We start from the raw sequence: 25,822 nt of genomic DNA on the forward strand, positions 1-25,822 counted from the left end.
ACACAGTCCAAGTCAAGAAGCGCCCCAAACACATACACCATCGACATTCGGATATCCGCTGGTAAAGTCCAGGTGTCCCCCGCGAGTACGAACAGGTGACGGTGAGCGATATGAGTGACCTGCTGGAGAGACTGCGAGGGCGCGGCTGGCGGATGACCTCCCAGCGGCGTGTCGTCGCACAGGTCCTCGACGGTGACCATGTCCACCTCACCGCGGACGAGGTGCACGCCCGCGCGGCCCAGCTGCTGCCGGAGATCTCCCGGGCGACGGTCTACAACACGCTCGGCGAGCTGGTCTCGCTCGGCGAGGTCATAGAGGTGGCCACCGACGGCCGCGCCCGGCGCTACGACCCCAACGCCCACCACCCGCACCACCACCTGGTCTGCTCCACCTGCGGCACCGTCCGCGACGTCCACCCCAGCCGCGACCCGCTGGCCGACCTCCCCGCGGAGGAGCGCTTCGGCTTCACCGTCGCCGCGGCCGAGGTCACCTACCGGGGGCTGTGCCCGTCCTGCACGCAGGCGGGGGCGTAGCCGGTCCCCATCCCGTCCTGCGCGAGCACGGGAGGCGTGGCCGGTCCGTATTCGGACGGGCGTGCGCCGGGTGAATCCGCCCGAAAACCCGGGATGCCGGGACCTCCCGCGCGGGACCCTGCTCACCAGGGGCGCCGACACCGGCCGCCCCGGGGAGGGGGACCGTGTCGGCAGCGTCGTCCCGTACGGAGCCGGGCCGCCCGGCGGCCGCGGGCGGGCAGCGTGAGGTGCCGCGCCATGTCGCGTGCGTGATGGACGGCAACGGCCGCTGGGCGCAGTCGCGTTCGCTGCCCCGCACGTCCGGCCACCGGGCCGCGGAGGCACCGGTGATCGACGTCATCGAGGCCGCCCGCACCGCAGGCGTCGGCTGGCTGAGCCTGTACGCCTTCTCCACCGAGAACTGGCAGCGCCCCACCGCCGAGGTCGACTTCCTCATGCACCTGGTACGCCGGGTGGTACGCAAGCACGCCCCGCTGCTGCTCGCCCGCGGCATCCGCTGCCGCTTCCTCGGCGTCACCGACCCCCGCATCCCGGCGCCGCTGGCCCGGGACTTCGCCGACCTGATGACCCTCACCGACGCCAACCGCGGCATGACGCTGACCGTGGCCTTCGACCACGGCGGGCGGCGCGACATCGTCGAGGCGGCCCGCTCCCTCATCCGCAGCGGGGTCCCGGCCGACGCCGTGGACGAGCGGCAGTTCGCCGCCCATCTGCCCTTCCCCGACACCCCCGACGTGGACCTGGTCATCAGGACCTCGGGCGAGCAGCGCATCTCCAACTTCATGCTCTGGCAGGTGGCCTACGCCGAGTGGGTCTTCCCGCCGGTGCTCTGGCCCGACTTCCGCGCGCCGCACTTCCTGGAGTGCCTGCGCACGTACCGGCAGCGCGACCGCCGCTTCGGCGGTGTGCCGCCGCACCCGAACGGAGACTCCCCCGCGTGACGGACCCCGGCAGCCCCTCAACCGCCCCCGGCCCCCGGCAGGGCTCCCCCTCCGACCTGTTCGGCCCCGACTCGCAGTTCCACCGCTTCTTCAACGACCCGCGCTGGGCGCTGGCCATGGTGCGGGCCACCGTCCTGGAGGCCGCGCACCCGCAGATCGGGGCGGCCCTGATCGACAACTCCACCTTCGTGACGCACCCGTGGCGCCGGCTGCGCAACACCCTGGTCAGCCTCCAGCGGATGTTCGGCCCCGACGAGGCCACCCGGCAGCGCGAGGCGGCCCGGCTCAACCGGATGCACACACGCTTCACCGGCACCGACGAGCAGCAGCGGCCGTACGACGCGATGGACCCCGAGGTCCGCGCGTGGGTGGTCGCGACGCTCTTCGAGAGCTCCGTCACCATGTGCAGGCTGAGCGGACAGCCCCTGGACCCGGCCACGATGGACCGGCTCTACGCCGAATTCCGGGGGTTCCTGGCCGCCTTGGACGGTGGCGCCGGCCATCTGCCGCCCACGCTGCAGGACTTCTGGCCGTACTACGACCGGATGGTGAACGAGGAGCTGGAGGGCACCGAGGCGCTGCGGATCATCCTCTACCGGCTCTTCGACCACCTGCCCGCGCCGCCGCTGCTCGGCGGGATGCCCACGGTGTGGGCGGCCGGGCGCGCGCTCGCAGGACCCGCCATCGGCACGATCACGGTGGCGTCGCTGCCCGAGCCCTTCCGCCGGCGGGCCGGCCTGCCCGAGATCCCCGGCGCCCAGACGCTGATGCACAGCGCCTACGTCGCCGCGGGCCTGGCCCGCTTCCTGCCGGAGAACCTGCTGCAGACCGACTACCTCACCGGCCTGCTCGCGCTGTCCCCGGACAGCGACGACCCCCGGCTCACCGCGCTGCGCGCCCGGATGAAACGGGCCGGGGCGCTGGTCCGGCTGGTCGCACCGGTCCCGGCGCAGCGCACCCCGGACGAGGCCGCCGAACCCCGGCGCAGCGCGGCGGAGTTCTTCACCGAAGTCCTCGACCAGACCGGCGACGGCTTCGTCGGCTGGCCCGATCTCGCCGCCATGGCACGGGAGATCTCCTCCCGCCTCGACCTCGACGAGCCCGCCGAGACCCGCATCTACTCCGCGTTCGCCGACTGGTGGCGGGAGTTGCAGACGGCCCTGGACACCGACGGCGACGGGCGCATCAGCAGCGCCGAGTACGCGGCCGCGGTCCCCTCCCTGGCAGGCCCCGCGCTGATCCGGGTCGCCGAGGTGCTCTTCGACGCCACCGACGCGAACGGCGACCAGTCCATCGACGCGGCCGAATACCGCGCCCTGTTCAGGACCGGCTTCCACCGCAGCGTCCCCGCCGCGGAAGCCCGCTACTCCCGCAGCGCCTTCGTCGCCGACTTCCTGTCCTTCATGTCGGGCCGCCGCCGCTCCACCGCCTACGACCCCCTGCTGACCGGCACCTAAGGGCTGTCTCGCAATCCCCGGCGGGCGCGCGACGACAGCTGGCGACCCTCCACGCCCGGGTCCTCACCCTCACCAGCGACCCCAACAACAAGATCAAGACGACGTGTTAATGATCTGCAAGCCCTGAGGCCACCCTCCAGGGGCGGAGCTTCTCGGGGTTGCGAATGGCCCAGATGCGCTTGATGCGGGGGCCGGTGAGCTGGAAGGCGTAGACGGTGACCGTGGTGCCGTCGCGTTGGGCGGTCAGTCCCGGCTGGCCGTTGACCGTGCGTTCGGTGAAGGTCAGGTCGGGGGTCGCGCGGGCGATGTCGAGGTGGGCCTTGGCGACCCGGGGGCCGCCCCTGAGGGGGTGCAGGAAGGACGCGGCCAGGCCGCCGCTGTCGGCGGTCATCGTGGCGTCGGGGTCGAGGAGGCCGACCAGGGCCTCGATGTCCTTGGCCTCCCAGGCCTGCTTGAAGTCCCGTACGACCGCGGCCTGCTGGGCGGCGGGCGCGGCGGAGGCCTGCTCCACGCTGATGCGGCGGCGGGCCGAGGAGGCCAGCTGGCGGCACGCGCCCGGCGTACGGCCGGTGATCCCGGCGATCTCCGCGAAGGGGTAGCGGAAGACGTCGTGGAGGACGAACGCCACGCGCTCGGCGGGCGTCATCGAGTCGAGGACGACGAGGAAGGCCATGCTGACCGACTCGTCGAGGGTGACCCGGTCGGCCGGGTCGGCGGTGGCGTCGCCCGGCCGACCGGTGACCCACTCCGTGTGCGCGGGCAGCGGCTCGGGAATCCACTCGCCGACGTAGCTCTCCCGCCGCGCCCGCGCCGAGCCGAGCAAGTCCAGGCAGATGCGGCTGGCGACCGTCGTCAGCCACGCGCCGGGGGAATCGACCGCCTCCTGCCGGCGGCGGGACATGGCGTACCAGCGGGTGTACGCCTCCTGAACGGCGTCCTCCGCCTCGGCCAGTGAACCGAGCAGCCGGTAGGCCAGGTTGATCAGGTGGGGCCGCTCTCTCGTGATCGCGTCGAGGCCGGGGTCGGCCCCGTCTGCTCCGGGCCGGCCGTACTCCACCTCGGATCGGGTGCTCACGGTGACGACTGCTCCCTCGGTAGCGGCGGGCCTCACCCCCCTACGACAACAGCGCCCGCGAAAACGTGACGGCAGACCTCACATTCCGCGGGGCTGCCTTGTCGGACTGGGTGAGAGGAAACCGCCGCCCGCGACCAGGAAGCCCCGCAGCCCGATGACCAGTTCACTCGCCCAGCGAACGCACCTGCCCTGCGCCTGTGCCTGTACCTGCGCCACCGGCTGCTCCCGCCTCCCGACCGCGCCCGGCACCGAAGGGCCGCCGACCGGCGGCCGGGGCACGCGTGGGTGACGCCGTTCACCGCGACGCTCTTCCTCCCCGCGCCGGACGGCGCCACGCGTGCCCCCACGACTCACCCCCCACGACGACAAGTCCAGGAGACACATCGTGACTTCGCAGGTTCCCGCCACCCTCTTCGCCGACCCCGTGTCGGAGGAGCGCCTGGAGCGGACGGCGGCCGCGCTGGCGGAGCACGGCTTCGCCGTCGAGATCCTCGACGACGCCGCCGCCGCGCGCGAGCGCGTGAAGGAGCTCGTCCCCGAGGGCGCCACCGTGTTCACCTCGGCCAGTGAGACCACCCGGCTGTCCGGCATCGAGGAGGACATCAACACCAGCGGGCGGTACGAGGCGCTCAAGCCGATCGTCCTCGGCATGGACCGCGCGACCCAGGCGCACGACATCCGCCGGCTACTGGCGAGCCCCGACGTGGTCATCGGCAGCGTCGCCGCGGTGACCGAGACCGGCTCGATGGTCGTCGCGTCGGCCAGCGGCAGCCAGTTGCCGCCGTACTCCGGCGGCGCCGGGCGCGCGATATGGATCGTCGGGGCGCAGAAGGTCGTCCCCGACCTCGACACCGCGATGCGGCGCCTTGAGGAGCACACGCTCCCGCTGGAGAACGTGCGGGCGCAGGCCGCCTACGGCAAGCCCAGCCACATCAACCGGCTGCTCATCATGAACGCGGAGCCCTTCCCGGGCCGCGCCACGGTCATCCTGCTGCGTGAGGCCATCGGCTTCTGACCTGCCGCCCGCCCCGGCCGGCGCCCGTTCGGGGGACGCGAGGCCGGGGCGGGCGCCCCCGCAGGTCCGCTCTCAGGACCCGGGTTCCGCCCCGTCCGCCCCGTCCTCCACGCGGACGGACTCCACGCGGACGGACTCCCACACGTGCCCGGCCCAGGCCAGGTCGGCCCGGTCGTCCACCGTGCAGACGACCGCGAGCGCGGCGCCCGGGACGGCGTCGTGGCCGTGGAACTCGTACCGCTCCCGGCCACCGCGGACCACCGGGGTCCAGCGGGTGTGCCGTACGCGGCCCGGCGAACGCTCGGTCGTCCAGTGCCCCGACGGCACGTCGGGGGAGGCGAGCGGGGTGGCGGCGACGCTGCGCCCGTGCCCTGCGAACCGCCGGGTGGGGCCGTCGCCGGCCTCGGCGGCGAGTCCGGCGGACCGCTCGATCGACCAGCGCGCGCCGACCCGGGTGCGGACGGCCACGGGCAGCGGCTCGCGGCAGTGGCTGAGGACGTGGTCGCGGTCCCAGACCGTCGCCAGCACGCAGGCCACGCCCGGCCGCTCCGAGCCGGTGACGTACGGGAGTTCGTCCCGGTCCCGCACCCCGACGGTGACCGGCGCATGGAGCAGCTCGTCCTCGAAGGGCGGCACCGCGTTGGCGAGCGTCCCTGCGAGGACCATCCCCTCGTACCCGAAGGACTCCCAACTGCGCTGCGCCGCACCGAAGTCGGCCTCGCCGACCCGCAGCCACGTCCCGACGACCAGCGATGTGCCCCCGGTCAGGGCGAGCGGCAGCAGGACCCGCACGAAGCAGCCCACCCCCTCGGCCTCCAGCAGCGCCCGCAGGCCGCCGGCGTACCGCAGCGACGCCTCCCCGGCGGCGCCGACGCCGTCCGGCATCCCGAAGCGCGCGTCGATCCGCATGTGCGGAAGCCTAGTTCCGGGCTCCGACATCCAGCCGACCCGCGCACGCCGGCGGCGGGCTCACCCGCCCGCGGCACCGAAAACGGGATGCGCCCCCCGACGCGGCCGCGCGACCATGAACTCCGGCCCATCCCCGCCGAGTCGGGGCATTCCGGGCCTGTGTCGCCGTCTTCGTGGACGGCCCCCGTCCCAGGACAACAGGAGCTGATCCGCCCGTGCAGGCTGTCGTGACCGTGAGCCCGGCCCAGGTGCCCGAGGTGCTGCTCGGGCTCGCGACCGTGCGGCCGGTCTTCCTCTGGGGGCCGCCCGGCATCGGGAAGTCCTCGCTGGTACGGGAGTTCGCCGAGTCGCTCGGCCTGGAGTGCGTGAGCCTGCTGGGCACCCAGCTGGCGCCGGAGGACCTCATCGGCGTCCCGCAGATCCGCGACGGGCGCTCGGTGTTCTGCCCGCCCGAGGCGATCGCCAGGGACGAGCCGTACTGCCTGTTCCTCGACGAGCTGAACGCCGCGACACCCGACGTGCAGAAGGCGTTCTACTCGCTGATCCTCGACCGGCGGATCGGGAACTACGAACTGCCCGCCGGCAGCATCGTCATCGGGGCGGGCAACCGCGCCACCGACAACGCGCTCGCCCGCCCGCTGGCGTCCGCGCTGGTCAACCGGCTGACCCATGTGCATCTTGAGGCGTCGGCCCGGGACTGGCTGGCCTGGGCCGGGCAGTCCGGCATCCACCCGTGGGTGACGGACTACCTCACCGACCGGCCGCACCACCTGTGGTCCAAGCCGCCCAAGACCGAGGAGCCCTTCTCCACCCCGCGGTCCTGGCACATGCTCTCCGACGCGATCCGGTCGTTCGGGCCGGCGCTGGACGAGACGACGCTCAAGGTGCTGGCCCACGGCACCCTTTCGCCCACCCACGCCTCGGCCTTCTGCGGCTACGTCAGGATCGTCCGCAGCGAGTTCGGCATCGACGCGATCCTCAAGGGCGACGCCCGCTGGCCCAACCGGGTCCAGGACCGCGACCTGCTCTACTACCTGGCCGAGTCCTTCCGCGGCCGGCTCGTCAAGGAGCTGCCCGCGAGCAAGGAGCACGCCTCGCCGTCGCTGCGGCAGACCGCGTACCGGGCGCAGGCCCTGCTGGTGCAGCTCGCCGAGATATCGGTCGAGGTCGCGCAGACGGTGATCGCGGACGACGAGGACGGCAACGCGGTGCTGCCCGCCTGGTTCCTGCTGGAGGCCGCCCGCGACATGCCCCGGCTGGTGGAGGCCCGCCGGTGAGCGGGCCGCGGCGAGGCGGCAGCGGGCACCGGCGGCCCGCGCCGCCCGACCCCCGCATCGAGCACAACTACCAGCTCGGGCTGTCCCTCGTGCGGGCCGACCGCGCGATGGGCGCGCTCGACGTGCACTTCTGCCGCACGTCCTGCACGCGCGTGCCGAAGGACGGCTGGGCACTGGCGGAGTCGGACGGCTGCGTCCACGTGAACCCGCTGCGGCTGGCCGAACCCGGGCAGTGGGCCTGGGTGTTGGCGCACTGCCTGCTCCACCTGGGCTTCGGGCACCTGCCCGCGGCCCGGGGCGCCCGTACGCAGCCGGACCGCTACGACGTGGCCGCCCGCTGCCTGGTGGTGAACCGCTTCCAGCAGTCGTTCCCGCTGGGCACAGCGCCGTTCGAGCTGCCGGAGTCCTTCCCCGGCGGCGACGAGGAGCAACTGGCCGCGCGCTTCCGGCGCGACGGCGTACCCGAGCAGTTCGCGCGCTGCGGCACCGGCGGCGCCGAGCCCGACCAGCGGCTCGAACCCTGGCCGTACGACCGGGACCCCGAGGACTGGCGGGAGGCCCTCGCCCGCGCGCTGACGCGTACGGTCTCCGCCTCGATGGCCGCCGCGGGCGGCGATCCGACCGGTGTCCGCAAAGGCCCCTGGACCAGAGCGCTCGACTGGTTCGTGTCGTCCTACCCGCTGCTCGGCGGGATCGCCGCCGGCATGACGGTGGTCGCCGACGCGGACATCGCCCGTACGCACCGGATCGCGGTGGCCGCGGTGAACTCCGCCGCCGGGGAGATCTACGTCAACCCGCTGCGGACGCACACCGAGGACGAGTGGCGGTTCATCCTGGCGCACGAGATGCTGCACGCCGCCCTGCGGCACGGCGACCGCTGCGGCCCCCGCGACCCGTACCTGTTCAACGTCGCCTGCGACTACGTCATCAACGCCTGGCTGCTGGAGATGGGCGTCGGTTCGATGCCGGCCGGCCTGCTGCACGACCCGGAACTCGCCGGCCTGTCCGCCGAGGAGGTCTACGACCGGATCACCACCGACCTGCGCCGCATGCGCCGGCTGGCGACGCTGCGCGGCAAGGGCCTGGGCGACATCCTCGGCGAGCCGCTCGCGCACCCGGCGGCGCCGGCGGAGCACGTCGACCTCGACGAGTTCTACCGCCGCGGCCTGCTCCAGGGCTTCGACCTGCACGACCGCGTCCGCGGCACGCTGCCGGCCGGCCTGGTGGAGGAGATCGCGGCGCTGGCCCACCCCCCGCTGCCCTGGGACGTCCGGCTGGCCCGCTGGTTCGACGAGTACGTCCCGCGCCCGCAGGCCCTGCGCAGCTTCGCCCGGCCCGCCCGGCGCCAGGCCTCGACACCCGACATCCCGCGTGCGGGGCGCTACTTCCCGCCGGAGGAGCAGGACCGCTGCACCTTCGGCGTCGTCCTGGACACCTCGGGCTCCATGGACCGGCGGCTGCTCGGCAAGGCCCTGGGCGCCATCGCCTCCTACGCCGAGTCCCGCGACGTCCCCGCGGCCCGGGTCGTCTTCTGCGACGCGGCGCCCTACGACGCGGGCTTCATGCCCCCGACCGAGATCGCCGCCCGGGTACGGATACGCGGCCGCGGCGGCACCGTCCTGCAACCCGGCGTCGAACTCCTGCTCTCCGCCGAGGACTTCCCCGCGACCGCGCCGATCCTGGTGATCACCGACGGCGAGTGCGACCCGCTGCGCGTCCGCCGCGAGCACGCGTTCCTGCTGCCGCGCGGCGCCCGGCTGCCCTTCGCCCCGCGGGGGCCGGTCTTCGAGATGCACTAGCGCTACGCGCACAGCCCGTCGCCCAGGGCGCTGCGGGCGTAGAGGACCACGCGGCCGTGCCGGGCGCGGTTGAGCAGGCGGGCGTCGTGCAGGACCCGCAGGTGCTGGCTCACCGCGCCCGGGGTGACGCCGAGGCGGCGGGCCAGCTCCGTGGTGGACGACGGCTCGTCCAGGAGCAGCAGCAGCCGGGCGCGCGGTGCGCCGAGCAGGCGGGTGAGGGCGGGACCCGGGGGCGGCGGCCGCAGGTTCTCCGCCATCGTGGCGCGGCCGCGCGCCGGGTAGGTGATGACCGGCGTCTGGCCCGGGTCGATGAACGTGCTGGCGCCGCGCGCGAAGCAGGTGGGCACCAGCACCAACCCCCTCCCGTCGACGTCGACTTGGTCGCGGGGCAGCACCAGCGGCTGGTCCCAGTGGATCGACAGCTCCCCGCCCTGCCAGCGCAACCGGTGGGCGAGGTCGGCGAACAGCGCGTCGGCGCCGCCCTCCGCCAGCATCCGCGCCCGGTAGACCAGGTCCGCCTGGAGTACGGACCTGGCGCGCGGCCACCACGCCGGCGCCAGGCACCGCTCCCAGTACTCGGCCAGCGCCCCGGCGATCCGGTCGAGCAGTCCCGCCGGGTCGGCGAACCCGTACGCCAGCGGCGCCGGGACGACGCGGTCGTGCGGCAGGAACGCCCGCTCCAGATCGGGCCGTACGACCTCCGGCGGGGTGGCCCGCAGCGCCGCCAGCTCGTCGTGGATGTCCGGCCAGACGGTGGTGGGCCGGGGGGTGAGGAAGTCCGGGGTGAAGCGGTTGGACGCGACCAGGGACAGCAGCAGGTCGCGGCCCTCCAGAGCCTCGAAGTCCGGGCGCATCCGGTGGAACCACGGTGTCTGCTCGACGTAGTGGCCCGGGTGCTCCCACATCCGCAGGCTCAGCACCGCCTCCAGCAGCGCCGAGCAGGCGAAGGAGGTCGAGGCGAGGTCGGCGAGTCCGAGCCGGAAGCGGATCATTGAGCGCCAGGCTAAATCAGTTCCCGGCGGCGCGGCGAGCGACTGTGATCGGTGCATGACCTCAGCCGCCGTCAAGGCCAGCCCGCCCGCAGCGCCCCGGCGCGGCCTCCACCCCGACCCCGTCGTCCGCCGGCTGTCCTGGATGGTGCTGGTCAACACCTTCGGCACCGGCCTGTTCATGACGGTCAGCGTCCTGTACTTCACCCGCGTCGCGGGACTGGCCGTCGGCCAGGTCGGCTTGGGCCTGACCGCCGCGGGCCTGTGCGGTGTCGCGGCGAGCGTCCCCGCGGGCCGGGCCGCGGACCGCTGGGGCAGCCGCCGGGTGCTGTTCGTGCTGTGGGTCGCGCAGGCCGCGGGCATGGCGGCGTACACCCTGGTGCACAGCTTCACGGTCTTCCTGGTCGTGGTGTGCGCGGAGACCGCCCTGGACCGCGCCGCGTCCGCGGTGCGCAACGCGCTGTACGCCGACGCCCTCCCCAAGGCCACCCGGGTCCCCGGCCGCGCCTACCTGCGCGCCGTCACGAACGTCGGCGTCGGCGCGGGCGCGACGCTTGCGGCGCTGGCGCTCCAGGCCGACAGCCGCGCCGCCTACATCGCGGTGATCCTCACCAACGCGGCGTCCTTCGCCGCGGTGGCGGCGATGCTGCCCCGCATCCCGCTGGCGGGCCGCGACCAGGAGGCGGGAGCAGAAGCCGAGGCGGGGTCGAAGACAGCGCGGCGCAATGCGCTGGTCGACGTGCCGTACCTCGCCGTCACCGCGCTCAACGCCCTGCTCACCGTGCAGTTCGCCGTCCTCAACGTCGGCATCCCGCTGTGGGTCGTCCGCGAGACCGACGCCCCGCGGGCGGTCGTCGCCGCCGCGATGATCCTCAACACCGTGCTGGTCGTGGCCTTCCAGGTGCGTGCCACCCGCGCGACGCGGGACCTGCACTCGGCGGCCCGCGCCTGCCGCACCTCCGGGCTGCTGCTGGCCGGCTCGTGCGCGGTCATCGCCGCCGGCCACGGCCTGCCCGCGGCGGCGGCCGCGGTGGTGCTGCTCGCGGCCGTCGCCCTGGAGACGGCCGGCGAGGTGCTCTCCCAGGCCGGCGGCTGGCTGCTCAGCTACGACCTCGCCGACCCGGCCGCCACCGGTGCCTACCAGGGCGTCTTCAACGCGGGGGCGTCCGCGGGCCTGATGGTCGGCCCCGCCGTCGTCACCGCCACGGCCATCGCCCACGGCCCGGCGGGCTGGGCGGTGCCCGCCGCGCTCTTCGCCGTCGGCGGCGCCGCGATGGTCCCCGCGGTGCGCTGGGCCGAGCGGCGGCGCTGAGCGCCGCCGGCGCTCAGGCCCGCGCCGCGCGCCAGCACAGCGAGCGGAACGGCAGGTCGAACTCCTCGTCGCCGACGAGCCCCAGCCTGTCCCGCAGCTTCTCCTCGGCCTTGGCGAGCAGTTCGCGCCGCTCCTCCTCGGGCAGCAGGATGACGCGGCTGTAGGTGCCCAGCAGCGCGGCCGCGTCCCCCGCCGTACTGCGCCGGGTGCAGGTGAAGGCGTGTTCCTCGACCTCGCCGAAGGGCGAGCCGGGAGCGTTCAGGTCGGTCCGCAGCTGCACGCCGCGCGACGCCAGGCGCTGCGCGGGCTCCCTCGGCGCGGCGGCGGCGTGGACGGGCCGCAGCAGGGCGTACCACTCGGCGACCCACGGCACGGCGACGTCCAGGCTGTTCCAGACCACGCCGAGCTGCCCGCCGGGCCGCAGCACCCGCCCGATCTCGGGCACCGCCCGCACCGGGTCGAACCAGTGCCAGGCCGACGCCACGACCACCGCGTCGAACCGCCCGTCGGGCAGCGGCAGCGCCTCCGCGGTGCCCTCCAGGACGGTCGCGCCGGGGCAGCGGGCGGCGAGCACGAGCCGCATCCGGCCGTCCGGCTCGACCGCGGTCACCTCGGGCACCGCCTCGGTGAGCAGCCGGGTCAGGGTGCCGGCGCCGGCCGCCAGGTCCAGCGCCCGGCGGGAGCCGTCCGGCAGCAGCCACCGCACGGCCTCCTCGCAGGGCGCGGGCCGCAGCCGGGCGTAGTCCTCCGCGACGGAGCCGAACACCCCCGCCCGTCGGTCCCGTTCCTCGTCCTGGCCGGCCATAGCGTCGTCTCCCGCAGCTTTGAGGGTGAACGTTCCACAGCGGAGCTTAGGAGCACCGGCGGGCGACGCCGGGGAAGGCCCGGCGTGCCACCGTCGATATAGGACGGAACCTGACCGCTTTGGCTTCTACCGTGGTCTTCGACGGCGGCCCCCGGACGGGAACCCCCTGGCGGGCGCCCGGACCGAACCCGTAACGACCCACCCGAGCGAGAGGCGCCGACCATGAGCGACCGGACGATCGACCACGCCGCAGCCGCCACCGGCAACGCGGCGGAGCTGAGCGGCGAGCGCACCGACCTGCTGGAGATGCTGGCCAAGCACCGCCACTTCCTGCGCTTCACCACCCGCGACCTCACCGACGAGCAGGCCGGCCTGCGGACCACCGCGAGCGCGCTGTGCCTGGGCGGCCTGATCAAGCACGTGACGTCCGTCGAGCGCAACTGGGCGAACTTCGTCGTGGACGGCCCGTCGGCGATGCGCGACGCGAACGACATGACCGAGGCGGACTTCCAGGCCCGGCTCGACGAGTTCCGCATGCTGCCCGGCGACACGCTGGCCGACGTGCTCGCCGCGTACGCCGAACAGGCCTACAGGACGGACGAGTTGGTCCGCACCCTGCCCAGCCTCGACGAAGCACAGCCGCTGCCGCAGGCCCCGTGGTTCGAGCCCGGCGCCAGCTGGTCGGCCCGCCGGGTGATGCTGCACATCATCGCGGAGACCGCCCAGCACGCCGGCCACGCCGACATCATCCGCGAGTCCCTGGACGGCGCGAAGACCATGGGCTGACCGGGCGGTTCGGGCTCCGGGTCAGGCCTGCAGCAGCCGGTCGAAGGCGGCGTACGCGGTGTCGTCGAAGAGCACGAACCGCACGTCCGCCACCGCGGTGTCCGCAGCCTGGACGGTCTCCAGGGCAATGCGGGCGCCGTCGTCCATCGGCCAGCCGTAGACGCCGGTGGACACCGCGGGGAAGGCGACCGACTCGGCCCCCAACTCGTCGGCCACGCGCAGCGATTCGCTGTAGCAGGAGGCGAGCTGGGCCGAGCGGTCCTCGCTCGCCGACCACAGCGGACCCACGGTGTGGATGACCCAGCGCACCCCGAGCCGCCCGGCGGGAGTGGCGACGGCCTTCCCCACCGGCAGCCCCCAGCCGTAGTGGGAGGCCCGCAACTTCCGGCAGGCCTCCAGGATTTCCGGTCCGCCCCGGCGGTGGATCGCCCCGTCGACCCCACCACCGCCGAGAAGCGACGAGTTCGCCGCATTGACGATCGCGTCGACATGCTGATCGGTGATGTCGCCCTGGACGAGCGAGATTTTGGTGGCCATGCCCCCATGGTCGCGCAGTCCGGGGGGATCGGGCGCGGTCAGTCCCGGACGAAGTAGTGCCCGGCCGCCAGGTCCTCGACGAGTCCGGGGTGCGCCGGCTCCCACCCGAGCAGCTTGCGGGTCACCTCGCTGGACACCGGGTTGTCCACGCCGACGAAGGCGCCGAGGAAGGCGAAGCGCTCGCCGGCGTCCGCCGCGGAGATGGCGGCCGTCGGTACGCCGGCCCCGCGCCCGATGGCGGCCGCGATGTCGCGGAAGGGGACGCCCTCGTCCGCGACCGCGTGCAGCCGGCTGCCGGCCGGTACGTCCTCCAGGGCCAGCCGGTAGACCCGTGCGGCGTCCAGCGTGTGCACCGAGGGCCAGCGGTTGGCGCCGTCCTCGACGTAGCCGGACACGCCGGCCTGCCGGGCGATGCCGGTCAGGACGTGGACGAAGCCGTGGTGGTCGAGCGGGCTGTGCACGATCGGCGGCAGCCGGACGACGCAGGACCGTACGCCCTTGTCCGCGAGCGCGACCACGTAGTTCTCCGCGTCGACCCGCGGTCCTGCGGGGGCGGCGTCGGACTCGGTGCCCGGCCGTCCCGTGATGCCCGCGAAGGTCAGCATGAGGGTGCCGGAGGTGGTGACGAACGGCTTGCCGGTGCCTTCCAGCGCCGAGCCGAGCGCCTCGATGGCGGCGAGGTCGGCGGCGACCGCGGCGGGGAAGTCGCCGGTCGCCATCAGGTCGTGCTTGAAGGCGAGATGGATGACGCCGTCGGCGGCCGCGGCGGCCTCGCGCAGCCCGTCGAGGTCGTCCAGGTCGCCGCGCCTGACCTCGGCGCCGGCGGCCGCGAGCGCCTCGGCCGAGCTGTCGGAACGCGCCAGCCCCACGACCTGGTGCCCGGCCCCGAGCAGTTCGGGTACGACCGCGGAGCCGATGTGTCCGGACGCGCCGGTCACGAATACACGCATGGGAAAACCTCCTGGAAAGGGTGATGTCACCTGGTGTCATCAGACTACACCCTGATGACACCAGGTGACATCAGCTAGTCTTGCCGCATGGGCAGATGGCAGCCGGACGCGCGGGCACGGCTGCAGGAGGCGGCCCTCGCCCTCTACGGCGAGCGCGGCTACGACGAGACGACCGTCGCGGAGATCGCGGAACGCGCCGGGCTCACCAAGCGGACGTTCTTCCGGTACTTCGCGGACAAGCGCGAGGTGCTCTTCTGGGGCTCGGAACTGCTCGAACAGCAGATGGTCGCCGCCATCGAGGCGGCCCCCGCGGGCGCCTCACCGCTCGGCATGATCGGCGCCGCACTGGACGCCGCCGCCCAGCGGTTCGAGGAGGTCCGCGACTTCACCGGGCCGCGGCACCGGATCATCGCCTCCAGCCGCGAGCTGCAGGAGCGCGAGCTGATCAAGGCCGCGTCGCTGTCCGCCGCGATGGCGCAGGCGCTGCGCGCGCGGGGCGTCGCCGACAACGCCGCCACCCTCACCGCCCTCACCGGGACGACGCTCATGCACGTCGCGTTCGAGCAGTGGGTCGACGACCCGCAGCGGCGGCCGTTCGCACTGTTCGCCGGGGACGCGCTGGCGCAGCTGCGCGACATAGCCGCCACGGGATAGCCCGGGCGCGGCCCGCGCTTTTCAGTGGTCGTCGACGACCCGGGAGAGCAGGCCGGTCACGGCTGTCGACTCGGCCGGCGAGAGCGTGCGCAGCAGTTCGCCCTGGGCCTGGTCCAGCAGCACGGCGAGCTCCTCCAGATGCTCCCTGCCCGCGGCGGTGATCGTCACGATGTTGCGCCGCCCGTCGGCCGGATCGGGACCGCGCCGGGCGAAGCCCCGCTCCACGATCAGGTTGACCGCGGCCGCGACGTCGCTGCGGTCGATGGCCGTACACCTGCCCAGAGCGGCCTGGCTCGACGGGCCGTACTCGTCGAGGGCGGCCAGCATCGCGAAGTGGTAGCGGCGCGAGCCCGTACCGGCCAGCGCCCGGTCGGTCAGCCGGTTGGCCGTGATCGCCGCATGGTTGATCAGCCAGCTGGGCATGGCGCGCAGCCGGGCCGGCGGGATGCTCGCGACATCGTCCATCGGCGCAGGCTAACAGATTGTTGGCGCGACCCTCGATTAACGGTGTATCGTTGGCCACACCAACGTTGGCCCCACCAATCATCTCGCCGCAAGGAGATCGCAGATGACCGCCACCTCCGAGACCCACACCGCCACCCCGCGCCCCAGCTTCGGCCAGGCACTCGGCCAGGCCGCACGCCAGGTCGGCAAGCTGCACCACCGCGCCCTGACCGACTTCGACACGGACTTCCCGACCTGGATGCTGATGACCCTGCTCAAGGAGAAGGGCGCCCTCCCGGTCGGGGACGTGGTGCGGGAACTGGGCCTGCGCATGGACCTGGCCGAGCCCGACACCCTCCGCGTCCTCGAAGCGGCGGCGGCGTCCGGCCAGATCACGTACCGGCCCGAGGACCGCCCCGCCACCGCGGAGTTGACCGCCGCCGGCGCCACCCGCTTCGCGAGCCTGTACGCGCACGCCCGCGAGACCACCGACGCCGCCTACGCCGGCATCGACCCGGCCATGCTCGACACCGCCGTCACCGTGCTGCTCGCGGTCACCGAGGGCGCGGCCGCCCAGGCCGGCTGACCTGCCCGCGGCGCACCGGCGCGGACGGCGGTCAGGAGGCCGCGCGCGCCGGTGCGGCGACGAGGCCGGGCAGCAGCCCGCGGGGGTCCTCGATCACCAGGCCGAGGCCCTCCGCCGCCTCCGCGCCCAGCAGTCCGGACAGCACCGCGCCGATGAGCATCGAGGTGCCGGCGAGGGTGACGTCCGCGGCCCGAGCGGCCCCGCGGCGGATCTCGAAGTCGCCGGCCGGGCGCAGGACGACGCACAGCGTCTCGCCCTCCGACGCGATCCCCACGACGACCTCGGCGTCGGGGGAGGGGCGGCCGGGCAGCAGCACCCACGCGAGCGCCGACCAGTGCGGCTGGACGGCGTCCTGCGCATCCGGTCCCGACGGCATGCTCGCCATGCCCCACCGGGCCAGCGCCTGCACCACACCCTGGAGTTCGCGGCCGCGGCCGGTGAGCCGGAAGAGGGTGGTGCCGACCGGCGGCGGCGCGTCGTACCGCTCGATCAGCCCGTCGGCCTCCATGGCCTTGAGGCGGTCGGCGAGCAGGTTGGTCGCGATCCCCGGCAGGCCGCGCCTGAGGTCGGTGTAGCGGCTCGGCCCCAGCGCGAGCAGCTCGCGCACGATGAGCAGCACCCAGCGGTCGCCGACGACGTCCAGGGCGCGGGCGACGGAGCAGTACTGCCGGTAACTCTTCATGACCCGAGACTACCCCTTCCAGCTCGAATTTCTCAAGTGGCCGCTTTATTTTTGCAACCACAGCACCACCCGCCCGGCCCAGGAGGCAGCGCCGATGACCTACACCGAGTCCGACATCGTCCCCACCGTCGAGCGGCTGGCCGGGCAGGACGTGGCAGCGCTCACCCAGGAGCAGCTCGACGGCATCGACCAGTTCCACGCCGGCGGGCCGCAGGCGGTCGACCGGCTGCTCCCCGGGCTGCGGCTCGGCCGCGGGATGACCGCGCTCGACGTCGGCTCGGGCCTGGGCGGCCCCGCCCGCCAGATCGCCCGCACCACCGGCTGCGACGTCGTCGGCGTCGACATCACCGCCTCGTACGTGGCCGCCGCGGTCGAACTGACCCGCGGCGCTGGCCTGGCGGACCGGGTCACCTTCCTCCACACCCCGCTGACCGGCCTCCCCCGGGCGGACTTCGACGCCGCCCTCACGATGCACGTCCAGATGAACGTGCGGGACAAGCGGGCCTTCTACGCCGGCATCGCCGCCCGCCTGCGCCCGGGCGGCCGGCTCGCGGTCTTTGAGGTCTGCCGCACCGGCAGCACGCCCCCGCCGCTCCCCCTGCCGTGGTCCCTCGACGGCACCGACAGCTTCCTGCCCACCGCCGGCGAGCTGCGCCGCAGCATCCAGGCCGCCGGCTTCGACCTCGTCGAGTGGTCGGACGACACTGCCTGGACCACCGCCTGGTTCGCAGACCTCGGCCGCCGCCTGGCCACCGCCCCACCCCCCGTCTCCCTCCCCGCCCTCCTGACCGACGGCCCCACCCGCATGCTCAACTACGCCATCGCCCTGACCTCCGGCACCCTGACCGTCCACCGCGGCACCTTCACGGCACCCGGCACGCCGTGACGTGACACCGACGGGCGATTTCCCCGTTGCGGATGTTTCGATTATTTCGGATACTACATCTACAGGACGTAGCATCTTCCGGAGTGGCAAGGGGTGCGCGATGACCAAGACAGACATCAGGCCCGTGACGATCCCTCCCGAGCAGGCCGCCTCCGTGAACCACGCGCTCAGGCAGGTCCGCAGCTACCTGGAGGCCCACCAGGACCTTCGCGAGATCACGGTCACCGTGGCCGACGGCACACCGGAGCAGCTGACCCTGCCTCGCGAGGCCGTCGAACTCCTGGCGGGCATGCTCGCGCACCTGGGAGCCGGCCGAGGGGTCTCCGTCGTCCCGGCGAACGCGGAGCTGACCACCCAGCAGGCCGCGGATGTGCTCAACGTCTCCAGGCCTTTCCTCATCGGCCTCCTCAATGCCGGCGAGATCGAATACCGCAACGTCGGCACCCACCGCAGGATCAAGGCGTCCTCGCTCATCGAGTACAAGCAGCAGGACGACCGTCGGCGGCGTGCGGCGGCCGACGAGCTGACACAGCTCGGCCAGGAGATGGGACTGATGTGATCCATGGCCTTTGTCGCCGTCTATGACGCCAACGTGCTCTACCCGAGCGTCCTGCGTGACGTCCTGATCCGCGTCGCCGCAGCGGGTCTGGTGCAGGCCAAAAGGACCGAGACGATCCTTGACGAGACGTTCAGGAACCTCAGGGCCAACCGCCCCGACCTCGACGCGGGCAGGCTGGAGCGGACGCGGGACGCGATGAAAGGGGCCGTCAGGGACTGAATGGTCCTCGGGTATGAGCCCCTCATCGACGCGGTACAACTGCCCGACCCCGACGACCGTCACGTACTGGCAGCGGCGATACGCGCCAAGGCCCAGGTGATCGTCACGTTCAACTTGAAAGACTTCCCGCGGGAAGCACTGACGCCCTGGGACGTCGAGGCCGTTCACCCCGACGCGTTCCTCGAAGCGCAGATCGACCTCAACCCGCAGATCGTGTACGCGGTCCTCCAGCGCATCGCCGACAGTTGCAAGAAGCCGCCGTTGACCGTCGCGGACCTCCTGGTGCGGCTGGAGCGGACCGGCCTGGTGGCCTCGGTCGCTGCATTACGCGCCCTGAACTGACGTCGGGAAGACCGGATCCCACACCCCCGGAACGAGGCGGGCCGACAGAGCGCACCCGGTCGCGCGGGCGAAAGGTCGGGCGTGTGTGATCCCTTGACGCGGGAGGGGGGCGATGGCTTCATGGGAGCGCTCCCACTTTCCCCCCACGCCGCACGTCGGTCGGCGCTCACTCCCTGGAGTCGCAGTGAGAACAGAACGACGCACGACACGAATACGTCCGATCATCCGCCTGGTGACCGCGCTGGCCGCCCTCATCGGGGCCGTCGTCCTCGGCGCCCTCTCCCCGGTGAGCGCGCAGGCCGGCACGAAGGCGCCGAGCGCGGCCGCGGCCGCCGCCGCCACGGGCCTGCACATCAGCAACGGCCGCCTGGTCGAGGGCAACGGCAACGACTTCGTCATGCGCGGCGTCAACCACGCGTACACCTGGTACACCGGCCAGACGCAGTCGCTCGCCGACATCAAGGCGCTGGGCGCCAACTCCGTCCGCATCGTGCTGTCCGACGGGCACCGCTGGACGAAGACCAGCCCCGCCGAGGTCGCCTCCCTCATCTCACAGTGCAAGTCCCTGCGGCTCATCTGCGTGCTGGAGGTGCACGACACCACCGGCTACGGCGAGGACTCCGCGGCCGGCACGCTCGACGAGGCGGCCGACTACTGGATCACCCTCAAGGACGTGCTCGCCGGCCAGGAGAACTACGTCATCATCAACATCGGCAACGAGCCCTGGGGCAACACCGACCCCGCCGGCTGGACCGCCCCCACCATCGCCGCCGTCCAGAAGCTGCGCGCCGCCGGGTTCCAGCACACGATCATGGTGGACGCGCCCAACTGGGGCCAGGACTGGCAGGGCGTCATGCGCGCCAACGCGCAGTCCGTCTACAACGCGGACACCACCGGCAACCTGATCTTCTCGATCCACATGTACAGCGTGTTCGACACCGCCCAGGAGATCACCGACTACCTGAACGCCTTCGTCACCGCCAAACTCCCCATCCTCATCGGTGAGTTCGGCGGCCCCGCCGACCAGTACGGCGACCCCGACGAGGACACCATGATGGCCGACGCGCAGTCGCTCAAGCTCGGCTACCTGGCCTGGTCCTGGAGCGGCAACACCGACCCGATCCTCGACCTGGCGATCAACTTCGACCGGAACCAGCTCAGCGCCTGGGGGCAGCGCATCTTCAACGGCGTCAACGGCATCGCCCAGACCGCCAAGGAGGCCACCGTCTACGGCGGCGGCAGCACGGGTGACACCCAGGCGCCGACCACCCCCGGCACCCCGGCCGCCTCCGCCGTGACGGCCACGTCCGCCACCCTCGGCTGGACCGCCGCCACCGACAACGTCGGCGTCACCGGCTACGACGTCGTCCGCGTCGACGGCACCACCGAGACCGCAGCCGGCGCCTCGGCCACCACCACCGCCGCCATCACCGGCCTGACCCCGAACACGGCGTACACCTTCGCCGTCTACGCGCGCGACGCCGCGGGCAACCGCTCGTCGCGCTCGGCCACGGTCAGCGTCACCACCGCCAAGGCGCCCGCCGTGGGCTGCTCCGTCGCCTACCGCGTCACCGGCAGCTGGCCCGGCGGCTTCCAGGGCGACATCACGATCCGCAACACCGGCGCCACCGCCATCAGCGGCTGGACGCTGGGCTTCTCGTTCGCCGACGGCCAGACCGTCGCCAACATGTGGGGCGCCACCGCCGCCCAGACCGGCACCACGGTGAGCGTCGCGCCCGCCCCGTACACCTCCGTGATCCCCGCCGCCGGCTCGGTCTCCCTCGGCTTCATCGGCACCTCGGGCTCCGCCAACTCCGTCCCGACCGCCTTCACCCTCAACGGCAGCGCCTGCACCCTGGGCTGAGCCCGACACCGGGGTGTGGACGCCGCGGCCTGCGAAGCCCGGCGTCCACACCCCGGTGCGGACGGCCGACCGGATCACCGCCCGCCTGACGCCGGTCGACGGCCTGCTGCCGCAGCCGCACCCGCTCTTCCGGCGGCTCCAGGAGACGCCACGGCCGGCGTGACCGGACGGGTCAGAGCAGCAGGCGGGCCAGCAGGGACGTGGGCGTCGAGCCCATGCGTGCCCACAGGTCGGCGTCGGTCGCGGTGTGGGCCGCGAGGATCACCTCGCGCAGGGCGGTTCTGCGGCGTGCCGCGTACGCGGAGTCGGACTCGTCGCCCTGCGCCCAGACGCCGCCGGTCAGGGTGATGGTCACGCCGTCCCGCTGCAGGACGTACCCGACGGCGTCCTGCGGTGTGCCGCGGAACCACAGGCCGGGTGCCTCGTGGACGCACGGCGGGGACACCGAGCGGGTCGTGTCGCCGTCGGCCTCCAGCAGCGGGCCGCAGGGGTCCGTCGTGCCGGGGGTGACCACCTCGGCGCCCATCCAGGCGTCCATCGGGCCCGCGGGGAAGTCGAAGAGGGCGGTGAGCCGCCGACCGTCCCAGGTGTAGGGCTCCTGCGTCATCCCCGGGAGGGTGACCACCTGGGCGAGGGTGCGGGACGGGACGGCGTGGGACCGCAGCCACTGCTCGGCGGCGACATGCTGCTGCAGGCCCCGCACCGGCACCGCGACGGCGTACACGGCGAACAGGCCGACGACGGCCGCCAGCACCGCCGTCCGCGACCGCACGATCGACGCCCATGCCACGCACAGCGCGGGCAGGCAGTAGACCAGGCAGCTCAGCACCCCCCAGTGGAAGGGGAGAAGCCGGACGAGCAGCAGCATCACCAGGGCGTCGGCGAGCAGGACGCGGCCCAGCAGCGGCTTCATGTCCGTGCCCCAGGTGCGCTGGACGCCGCGGAAGGCCAGCAGCATCGGCGGGACGCCCACCAGCAGTCCCAGCAGGACGACGACCGCGGCACCGAGCAGCCCGAACGGCACGCCGGAGCCCTCCAGCCACGACTGCGCCCCGACGACCGGGATCACCGAGACGACGGCTCCGGTGAGCCCCAGTCCGAGCAGGCCGGCCCACCGGGCGGTACGCGGCCGCCCGGCGCTCTCGGCACGCGACTCAGCCTGCTCCACATGAGCAGTCATGTCCCCCCCAGGATCACCACACCGGTGTCGAACCGTTCAGGGACCATCAAACCAGTGCGGGCGCGACACCTCACCAGTCAGGAGCCCGAGCGGGGGCGCAGGCGGCGTCGAATATCCTGCCTCGTTCCGGACAAGCCAGGAGGTCTGCACCATGAGCGGCACCACGTCGCCCTTTCCCGAGCGCATCGAGCTGGCGGGGGAGGGCCTCGTCCTGCGCGACTGGACGGAGGCGGACCTGCCGGCGATGCACGACCTGTTCGACCACCCCGACATCGCGTACTGGACGCCGATCGTCTCCCCCTTCGACGACGCGGCCGCCCGCACCCGGCTGGACCGCGCCCGGCAGCTGCGGGCGGAGGGCACGGCGATCCTGCTGGCCATCACCGTCGACGGCAGCGCGCCCCTCGGCGAGGTGATGCTCCGGCGCGCCCCCGAGGGCACGGAACTCGGTTACGCGGTCGGCCCGGCCCACCGCGGCCAGGCGCTCGCCGCCCGCTCGGTGCGGGTGATGGCCGGGTACGCCTTCGAGCAGCTGGGCGCCGACCGCGTGATCCTGGAGCTGGAGGCCGAGAACGCCGCCAGCCTCGCCGTGGCCGCCCGGGTGGGCTTCACCCTCCTCGACGTGCCGCTGATCGAGGGCGAGGAGAAGGGCCGCCCCTACGCCCTGCAGACCTGGGGCCTGGACCGCCCCTGACCTGGGATTCCGCTCCCTCGGGGCACGGATCGCGACGACGATGGGTTGCCTGCGGCAGGCCGGGTACGCGACATGGATGCCTCGTGACGACGGACCGGAGGGGTGAGGGATGGAAGGCGCGTTGCGACCGGTACTCGTGGTGGGGACGGCCCTCGCCGTCACCCTTGCCGTGGGCTACCTCGTCGACAGAACGCTGCGGGCGGCCGACGCGCGGCACCCCGAGACGCCGCTGTGGCACCTGCTGCGGCGCTGCCGGGTGCCGCTGCAGGTGGTCATCTGCGCGGCGATACTGCGCGGCGGGTACCGCGCCGCCCACGTCGTGCACCGCAACGCCTCGGGGGCGGGCGAGGTGCTCACCCTGGTGCTGATAGCCGCCACGGCGTGGCTGACGGTACGGGTGGCCACCGCCGTCACCGACTCCGCGTACGCCCGCTACGCGGCCGTCTCCCGGGACGTGCCGAAGATCCGCCGGCTGCGGACCCAGTCGAACCTGATCCAGCGGGTGTTCACCGCGATCGTGGGCGTGATCGCGGTCGCCTCGATGCTGTTCACCTTCCCCGGGATGCGCACCCTGGGGGCCTCGATGCTGGCCTCCGCGGGCATCATCGGCGTGGTCGCCGGCGTGGCGGCCCAGTCCACGCTGGGCAACCTCTTCGCCGGGCTGCAGATCGCCTTCGGCGACATGGTGCGGATCGGCGACACCGTGGTGGTCGACGGCGAGTGGGGCACGGTCGAGGAGATCACCCTGACGTATCTGAGCGTGCGCACCTGGGACGAGCGGCGGATCACCATGCCGGTGTCGTACTTCACCAGCAAGCCCTTCGAGAACTGGACCCGCGGCGACCCGCAGATCACCGGGACCGTCTACTTCCACCTGGACCACACCACCCCCGTCGACGCCATGCGCAAGCGGCTGCACGAGATCCTGGAGCACGCGCAGGAGTGGGACCGCAGGGCGTGGAACCTGGTGGTGATCGACAGCACCCCGACCACCATCCAGCTGCGCGCCCTGGTCACGGCCAAGGACGCCGACGACCTGTTCAACCTGCGCTGCATCGTCCGCGAACGCCTCATCGAATGGCTCCGCGACGAATACCCCCACGCCCTCCCCCGCATCACCACCGCAGGAGCCCCGACCGCCCCGGCCACGGACTGAACGCTGCTATGCTCCGGGCGAATTCGAACGTGGGGGGCTACCGGAGGATTCCTCGGCCCGGTGGACGGGTCAGGTTCGAATCGCCCTTCCCGCGCTTGCCGTCCCGTCGCGTGAGACGGGCTCGCCCAGGGGGAAAAGTGGCGCTGAACGGTCCTGCCCGGCGACTCCTCGCCGGCACCGTGGCTCTTGTGCTGGCGTCCGGTGTCGGACCGCTGGCGGTGACCGCGACCGCTGAATCCACGCCGGGCGCGGCCACGCCGTCGACCGGCAGCGCCGCCCTTGCCATCCCCCCGGGTTCTGAGATCCTCAGCGCCGGCCCGACCGGATTCCTGACGAACGACCGGGACGGCGGTCTGCTGTGGACCCGGTACGCGGACGGGGCGGCCACGGCGCTGGGTTCGGACCGGTACCGGCCGATCCCGACGCACGGTTACGCCTCCGACGTCGTGGCCCTGGAACGCGGAACCGAGGACGCCGCCGACCACCGTGTCGAGTTGCACGACATGGCTGCGGGAACGACCTCGTCCGTCGCGTTGGGCACCACGCGCCACTTCCTGGCGGCGGTCGGCACGACGGTGGCGGCCTGCCGCTACTCCGGCCTGATCCCCGGCGTGTGCAAGGAGTTGCACCTTCTGGACGTCACCGACGGCGTACAGACCGACCGCACGGTCACAGGGCTGCCGGCCGACACGACGTCGGTCGCGGTGACCGCTGCGGGGCCCGGCTCGCTGGCGCTGCGGTACGAGACGGCGGCGGACGGGGCCTCGACGTACCACTACGCGGTCGTCGACGTACTGTCCGGCGCCGTCGCCCTGTCCCACGTGGCCACGCCATCGGTGCTGACCGCCGTTACACCGACGCACATGGCCTCAATAGCGTTTTCCGACCCGTCGGTGCTGGCCGTGGAGGACAGGGCCACGGGGCAGGTGACGCGGTTCGACACGAACGAGGGTCAGTGGCCGGTCAGGAGCGTGGTGGGCCTGACCGGGGACTGGGCGGTGTTCGGCGCGGCCGTGCAGGCCGACGACGGATCTCCCGAGAACGACATGTCGTTGAAGGCCGTCCCCCTGGCCGGGGGCGCCGACCGCAGGCTGCTGGACCACGCCACGTCCCTCACGTCCGCTCAGGACGGCGCTCTGCTGGTCATGGGCGGCACCGTGGCCCAGGGCGAGGGCCTCTACCGGATCTCAGCGGGGTCCGACGGTGCACCAGCCGTCGACATGGTCGCCCGCACCGGCCTGCCCACGGCGATCGGTGTGGTCAGCTCCAGCGTTCCTGCCGTGACGACGCTCGATACGGCTCCGTGGAAGGCGCGGTGGCAGTTGTCCCGCGGCAACGCCGACGTGTTCATCACCCTGCGCCACACCGCCACGGGCGCCGTCGACCGGCTCTATCTGAGTCCCACGGACGACACCACCCGGCCGGTGCGGATGGATTTCTCGGGGCGGATCTTCGTGACCTGGGACGGCCTGGTCGACAAGGGCTCGGCCCCCAACGGTGACTACACGTGGCAGCTCACCGCGACACCGTCCAACGGACTCGGGCCGGCGCTGAACGCGAGCGGCACCTTCAAGGTCTCGCGCAAGCCGGCTCCCCATGACTACACGGACAACGGCTCGCCGGACCTGCTGGCCCGCGACAGCGCCGGTGTGCTGTGGCGGGAGGACACCATCCCGGTTCCGGGGAGCGTGCAACTGACGAGCAACACCCGGGTGAGGATCGGCGGCGGCTGGAACGCCTACAACCGCGTCGTCGCGGTCGGCGATGTCGGCGGGATCTCCGCCGGCGACCTGGTGGCCCGCGACAGTGCCGGAGTGCTGTGGCTCTACCTCGGCACGGGCACCGGCACCTTCACCGCGCGCACCCGCATCGGCGGCGGCTGGAACATCTACAACCGGATCACCGGCATGGGGGACTTCTCCGGCGACGGACGGTCCGACCTCGTGGCGCGCGACAGTGCCGGCGTGCTCTGGCTCTACAGGGGCACCGGGAACTGGAGGGCTCCCTACCTGTCGCGGACCAGAGTCGGCGGAGGCTGGAACCTCTACGACCAGATCGTCGCGGTCGGCAACGTCGGCGGGATCTCCGCCGGCGACCTGGTGGCCCGCGACAGTGCCGGAGTGCTGTGGCTCTACCTCGGCACGGGCACCGGCACCTTCACCGCGCGCACC

At 73.0% G+C, this 25,822-nt stretch carries 27 protein-coding genes; 18 read left to right on the plus strand and 9 right to left on the minus strand.

Features of this window, described 5'->3' with window-relative positions:
- The first annotated feature begins 110 nt into the window (after nt 1-110).
- The 3 genes from NFU81_RS20010 (at nt 111) to NFU81_RS20020 (ending at nt 2,931) form a co-directional block, all read left to right on the plus strand.
- Entirely contained in the window at nt 111-533 is a 423-nt protein-coding gene (locus NFU81_RS20010) for a Fur family transcriptional regulator (protein ID WP_251491800.1), read from the plus strand.
- Nucleotides 534-784: 251 nt separating this feature from the next.
- Nucleotides 785-1,474 carry a polyprenyl diphosphate synthase gene (gene uppS, locus NFU81_RS20015; protein WP_251492180.1) on the plus strand — a complete coding sequence of 230 codons (690 nt, stop codon included), beginning with the start codon at nt 785-787 and terminating at the stop codon, nt 1,472-1,474.
- Nucleotides 1,471-2,931, plus strand: coding sequence for an oxygenase MpaB family protein (locus tag NFU81_RS20020; protein ID WP_251491802.1), 1,461 nt, complete (start codon nt 1,471-1,473; stop codon nt 2,929-2,931). The genes uppS and NFU81_RS20020 overlap by 4 nt, the downstream gene beginning before the upstream one ends.
- Nucleotides 2,932-3,037: 106 nt before the next feature.
- Here the strand turns inward: NFU81_RS20020 and sigJ are convergent, their stop codons facing one another.
- On the minus strand, nt 3,038-4,006 hold the full coding sequence (sigJ, locus tag NFU81_RS20025; protein ID WP_251491804.1) for an RNA polymerase sigma factor SigJ: 969 nt from the start codon (nt 4,004-4,006) through the stop codon (nt 3,038-3,040).
- 385 nt (nt 4,007-4,391) lie between these two features.
- Here sigJ and NFU81_RS20030 point away from each other — a divergent pair, with 385 nt between their 5' ends.
- Nucleotides 4,392-5,021: an LUD domain-containing protein gene (locus NFU81_RS20030; protein WP_251491806.1), complete on the plus strand. Its 630-nt coding sequence runs from the start codon at nt 4,392-4,394 to the stop codon at nt 5,019-5,021.
- A 72-nt stretch (nt 5,022-5,093) separates the two neighbouring features.
- Here the strand turns inward: NFU81_RS20030 and NFU81_RS20035 are convergent, their stop codons facing one another.
- Nucleotides 5,094-5,930 carry a DUF2199 domain-containing protein gene (locus tag NFU81_RS20035; protein ID WP_251491807.1) on the minus strand — a complete coding sequence of 279 codons (837 nt, stop codon included), beginning with the start codon at nt 5,928-5,930 and terminating at the stop codon, nt 5,094-5,096.
- A gap of 215 nt (nt 5,931-6,145) precedes the next feature.
- On the opposite strand from NFU81_RS20035, the gene NFU81_RS20040 reads away from it, so the two are divergent.
- Both NFU81_RS20040 and NFU81_RS20045 read left to right on the plus strand, forming a co-directional pair.
- On the plus strand, nt 6,146-7,207 hold the full coding sequence (locus NFU81_RS20040; protein ID WP_251491809.1) for an ATP-binding protein: 1,062 nt from the start codon (nt 6,146-6,148) through the stop codon (nt 7,205-7,207).
- Nucleotides 7,204-9,006, plus strand: coding sequence for a vWA domain-containing protein (locus NFU81_RS20045; RefSeq protein ID WP_422665235.1), 1,803 nt, complete (start codon nt 7,204-7,206; stop codon nt 9,004-9,006). Before NFU81_RS20040 ends, NFU81_RS20045 begins: the two co-directional genes overlap by 4 nt.
- A gap of 2 nt (nt 9,007-9,008) precedes the next feature.
- On the opposite strand, the gene NFU81_RS20050 is transcribed toward NFU81_RS20045, so the two are convergent.
- Nucleotides 9,009-9,998 carry an ArsR/SmtB family transcription factor gene (locus NFU81_RS20050; protein ID WP_251491811.1) on the minus strand — a complete coding sequence of 330 codons (990 nt, stop codon included), beginning with the start codon at nt 9,996-9,998 and terminating at the stop codon, nt 9,009-9,011.
- Nucleotides 9,999-10,053: 55 nt separating this feature from the next.
- On the opposite strand from NFU81_RS20050, the gene NFU81_RS20055 reads away from it, so the two are divergent.
- On the plus strand, nt 10,054-11,307 hold the full coding sequence (locus NFU81_RS20055) for an MFS transporter (RefSeq protein ID WP_251491813.1): 1,254 nt from the start codon (nt 10,054-10,056) through the stop codon (nt 11,305-11,307).
- A 13-nt stretch (nt 11,308-11,320) separates the two neighbouring features.
- Here the strand turns inward: NFU81_RS20055 and NFU81_RS20060 are convergent, their stop codons facing one another.
- Nucleotides 11,321-12,112, minus strand: a complete 792-nt coding sequence (locus tag NFU81_RS20060; protein WP_251491814.1) for a class I SAM-dependent methyltransferase — start codon at nt 12,110-12,112, stop codon at nt 11,321-11,323.
- Nucleotides 12,113-12,334: 222 nt separating this feature from the next.
- On the opposite strand from NFU81_RS20060, the gene NFU81_RS20065 reads away from it, so the two are divergent.
- On the plus strand, nt 12,335-12,898 hold the full coding sequence (locus NFU81_RS20065) for a DinB family protein (protein WP_251491816.1): 564 nt from the start codon (nt 12,335-12,337) through the stop codon (nt 12,896-12,898).
- Between the two features lie 21 nt (nt 12,899-12,919).
- On the opposite strand, the gene NFU81_RS20070 is transcribed toward NFU81_RS20065, so the two are convergent.
- A complete protein-coding gene (locus NFU81_RS20070) occupies nt 12,920-13,435 on the minus strand; it encodes an O-acetyl-ADP-ribose deacetylase (protein WP_251491817.1) in 516 nt (171 codons plus the stop codon).
- 38 nt (nt 13,436-13,473) lie between these two features.
- Nucleotides 13,474-14,385: an SDR family oxidoreductase gene (locus NFU81_RS20075; RefSeq protein ID WP_251491819.1), complete on the minus strand. Its 912-nt coding sequence runs from the start codon at nt 14,383-14,385 to the stop codon at nt 13,474-13,476.
- Between the two features lie 87 nt (nt 14,386-14,472).
- On the opposite strand from NFU81_RS20075, the gene NFU81_RS20080 reads away from it, so the two are divergent.
- Entirely contained in the window at nt 14,473-15,039 is a 567-nt protein-coding gene (locus NFU81_RS20080) for a TetR family transcriptional regulator (RefSeq protein WP_251491821.1), read from the plus strand.
- Nucleotides 15,040-15,060: 21 nt separating this feature from the next.
- Here NFU81_RS20080 and NFU81_RS20085 read toward each other — a convergent pair whose 3' ends face one another.
- Nucleotides 15,061-15,504 carry a MarR family winged helix-turn-helix transcriptional regulator gene (locus tag NFU81_RS20085; protein ID WP_251491823.1) on the minus strand — a complete coding sequence of 148 codons (444 nt, stop codon included), beginning with the start codon at nt 15,502-15,504 and terminating at the stop codon, nt 15,061-15,063.
- 103 nt (nt 15,505-15,607) lie between these two features.
- Here NFU81_RS20085 and NFU81_RS20090 point away from each other — a divergent pair, with 103 nt between their 5' ends.
- A complete protein-coding gene (locus tag NFU81_RS20090; RefSeq protein ID WP_251491825.1) occupies nt 15,608-16,069 on the plus strand; it encodes a hypothetical protein in 462 nt (153 codons plus the stop codon).
- A 31-nt stretch (nt 16,070-16,100) separates the two neighbouring features.
- Here NFU81_RS20090 and NFU81_RS20095 read toward each other — a convergent pair whose 3' ends face one another.
- Entirely contained in the window at nt 16,101-16,751 is a 651-nt protein-coding gene (locus tag NFU81_RS20095) for a winged helix-turn-helix transcriptional regulator (RefSeq protein WP_251491827.1), read from the minus strand.
- A gap of 94 nt (nt 16,752-16,845) precedes the next feature.
- Between NFU81_RS20095 and NFU81_RS20100 the strand changes: the two genes are divergently transcribed.
- The 5 genes from NFU81_RS20100 to NFU81_RS20120 all read left to right on the plus strand — a co-directional run bounded on the left by NFU81_RS20100 (nt 16,846) and on the right by NFU81_RS20120 (nt 20,621).
- Nucleotides 16,846-17,637: an SAM-dependent methyltransferase gene (locus tag NFU81_RS20100; protein ID WP_251491829.1), complete on the plus strand. Its 792-nt coding sequence runs from the start codon at nt 16,846-16,848 to the stop codon at nt 17,635-17,637.
- Between the two features lie 100 nt (nt 17,638-17,737).
- Complete coding sequence (locus tag NFU81_RS20105; protein WP_251491831.1) at nt 17,738-18,196, plus strand: helix-turn-helix domain-containing protein; 459 nt, start codon at nt 17,738-17,740, stop codon at nt 18,194-18,196.
- Between the two features lie 3 nt (nt 18,197-18,199).
- A complete protein-coding gene (locus NFU81_RS20110; protein WP_251491832.1) occupies nt 18,200-18,415 on the plus strand; it encodes a hypothetical protein in 216 nt (71 codons plus the stop codon).
- Entirely contained in the window at nt 18,416-18,757 is a 342-nt protein-coding gene (locus NFU81_RS20115) for a VapC50 family PIN domain-containing toxin (protein ID WP_251491834.1), read from the plus strand.
- Nucleotides 18,758-18,941: 184 nt separating this feature from the next.
- The gene (locus NFU81_RS20120; protein WP_251491836.1) at nt 18,942-20,621 is read left to right on the plus strand and encodes a cellulase family glycosylhydrolase; all 1,680 of its coding nucleotides are present in this window, start codon (nt 18,942-18,944) and stop codon (nt 20,619-20,621) included.
- A gap of 172 nt (nt 20,622-20,793) precedes the next feature.
- Here NFU81_RS20120 and NFU81_RS20125 read toward each other — a convergent pair whose 3' ends face one another.
- Nucleotides 20,794-21,801 (minus strand): hypothetical protein, encoded by a 1,008-nt coding sequence (locus NFU81_RS20125; RefSeq protein ID WP_251491838.1) that lies wholly within the window; start codon nt 21,799-21,801, stop codon nt 20,794-20,796.
- Between the two features lie 151 nt (nt 21,802-21,952).
- On the opposite strand from NFU81_RS20125, the gene NFU81_RS20130 reads away from it, so the two are divergent.
- The 3 genes from NFU81_RS20130 to NFU81_RS20140 all read left to right on the plus strand — a co-directional run.
- Complete coding sequence (locus NFU81_RS20130; protein ID WP_251491840.1) at nt 21,953-22,495, plus strand: GNAT family N-acetyltransferase; 543 nt, start codon at nt 21,953-21,955, stop codon at nt 22,493-22,495.
- Between the two features lie 109 nt (nt 22,496-22,604).
- Complete coding sequence (locus NFU81_RS20135; RefSeq protein WP_251491842.1) at nt 22,605-23,651, plus strand: mechanosensitive ion channel family protein; 1,047 nt, start codon at nt 22,605-22,607, stop codon at nt 23,649-23,651.
- A gap of 137 nt (nt 23,652-23,788) precedes the next feature.
- On the plus strand, nt 23,789-25,822 hold a 2,034-nt coding region (locus tag NFU81_RS20140), incomplete at its 3' end, for an FG-GAP repeat domain-containing protein (RefSeq protein WP_251491844.1).

Origin of the sequence: Actinacidiphila cocklensis, from assembly GCF_907177275.1 — a bacterium.
Classification (GTDB): Bacteria; Actinomycetota; Actinomycetes; order Streptomycetales; family Streptomycetaceae; genus Actinacidiphila; species Actinacidiphila cocklensis.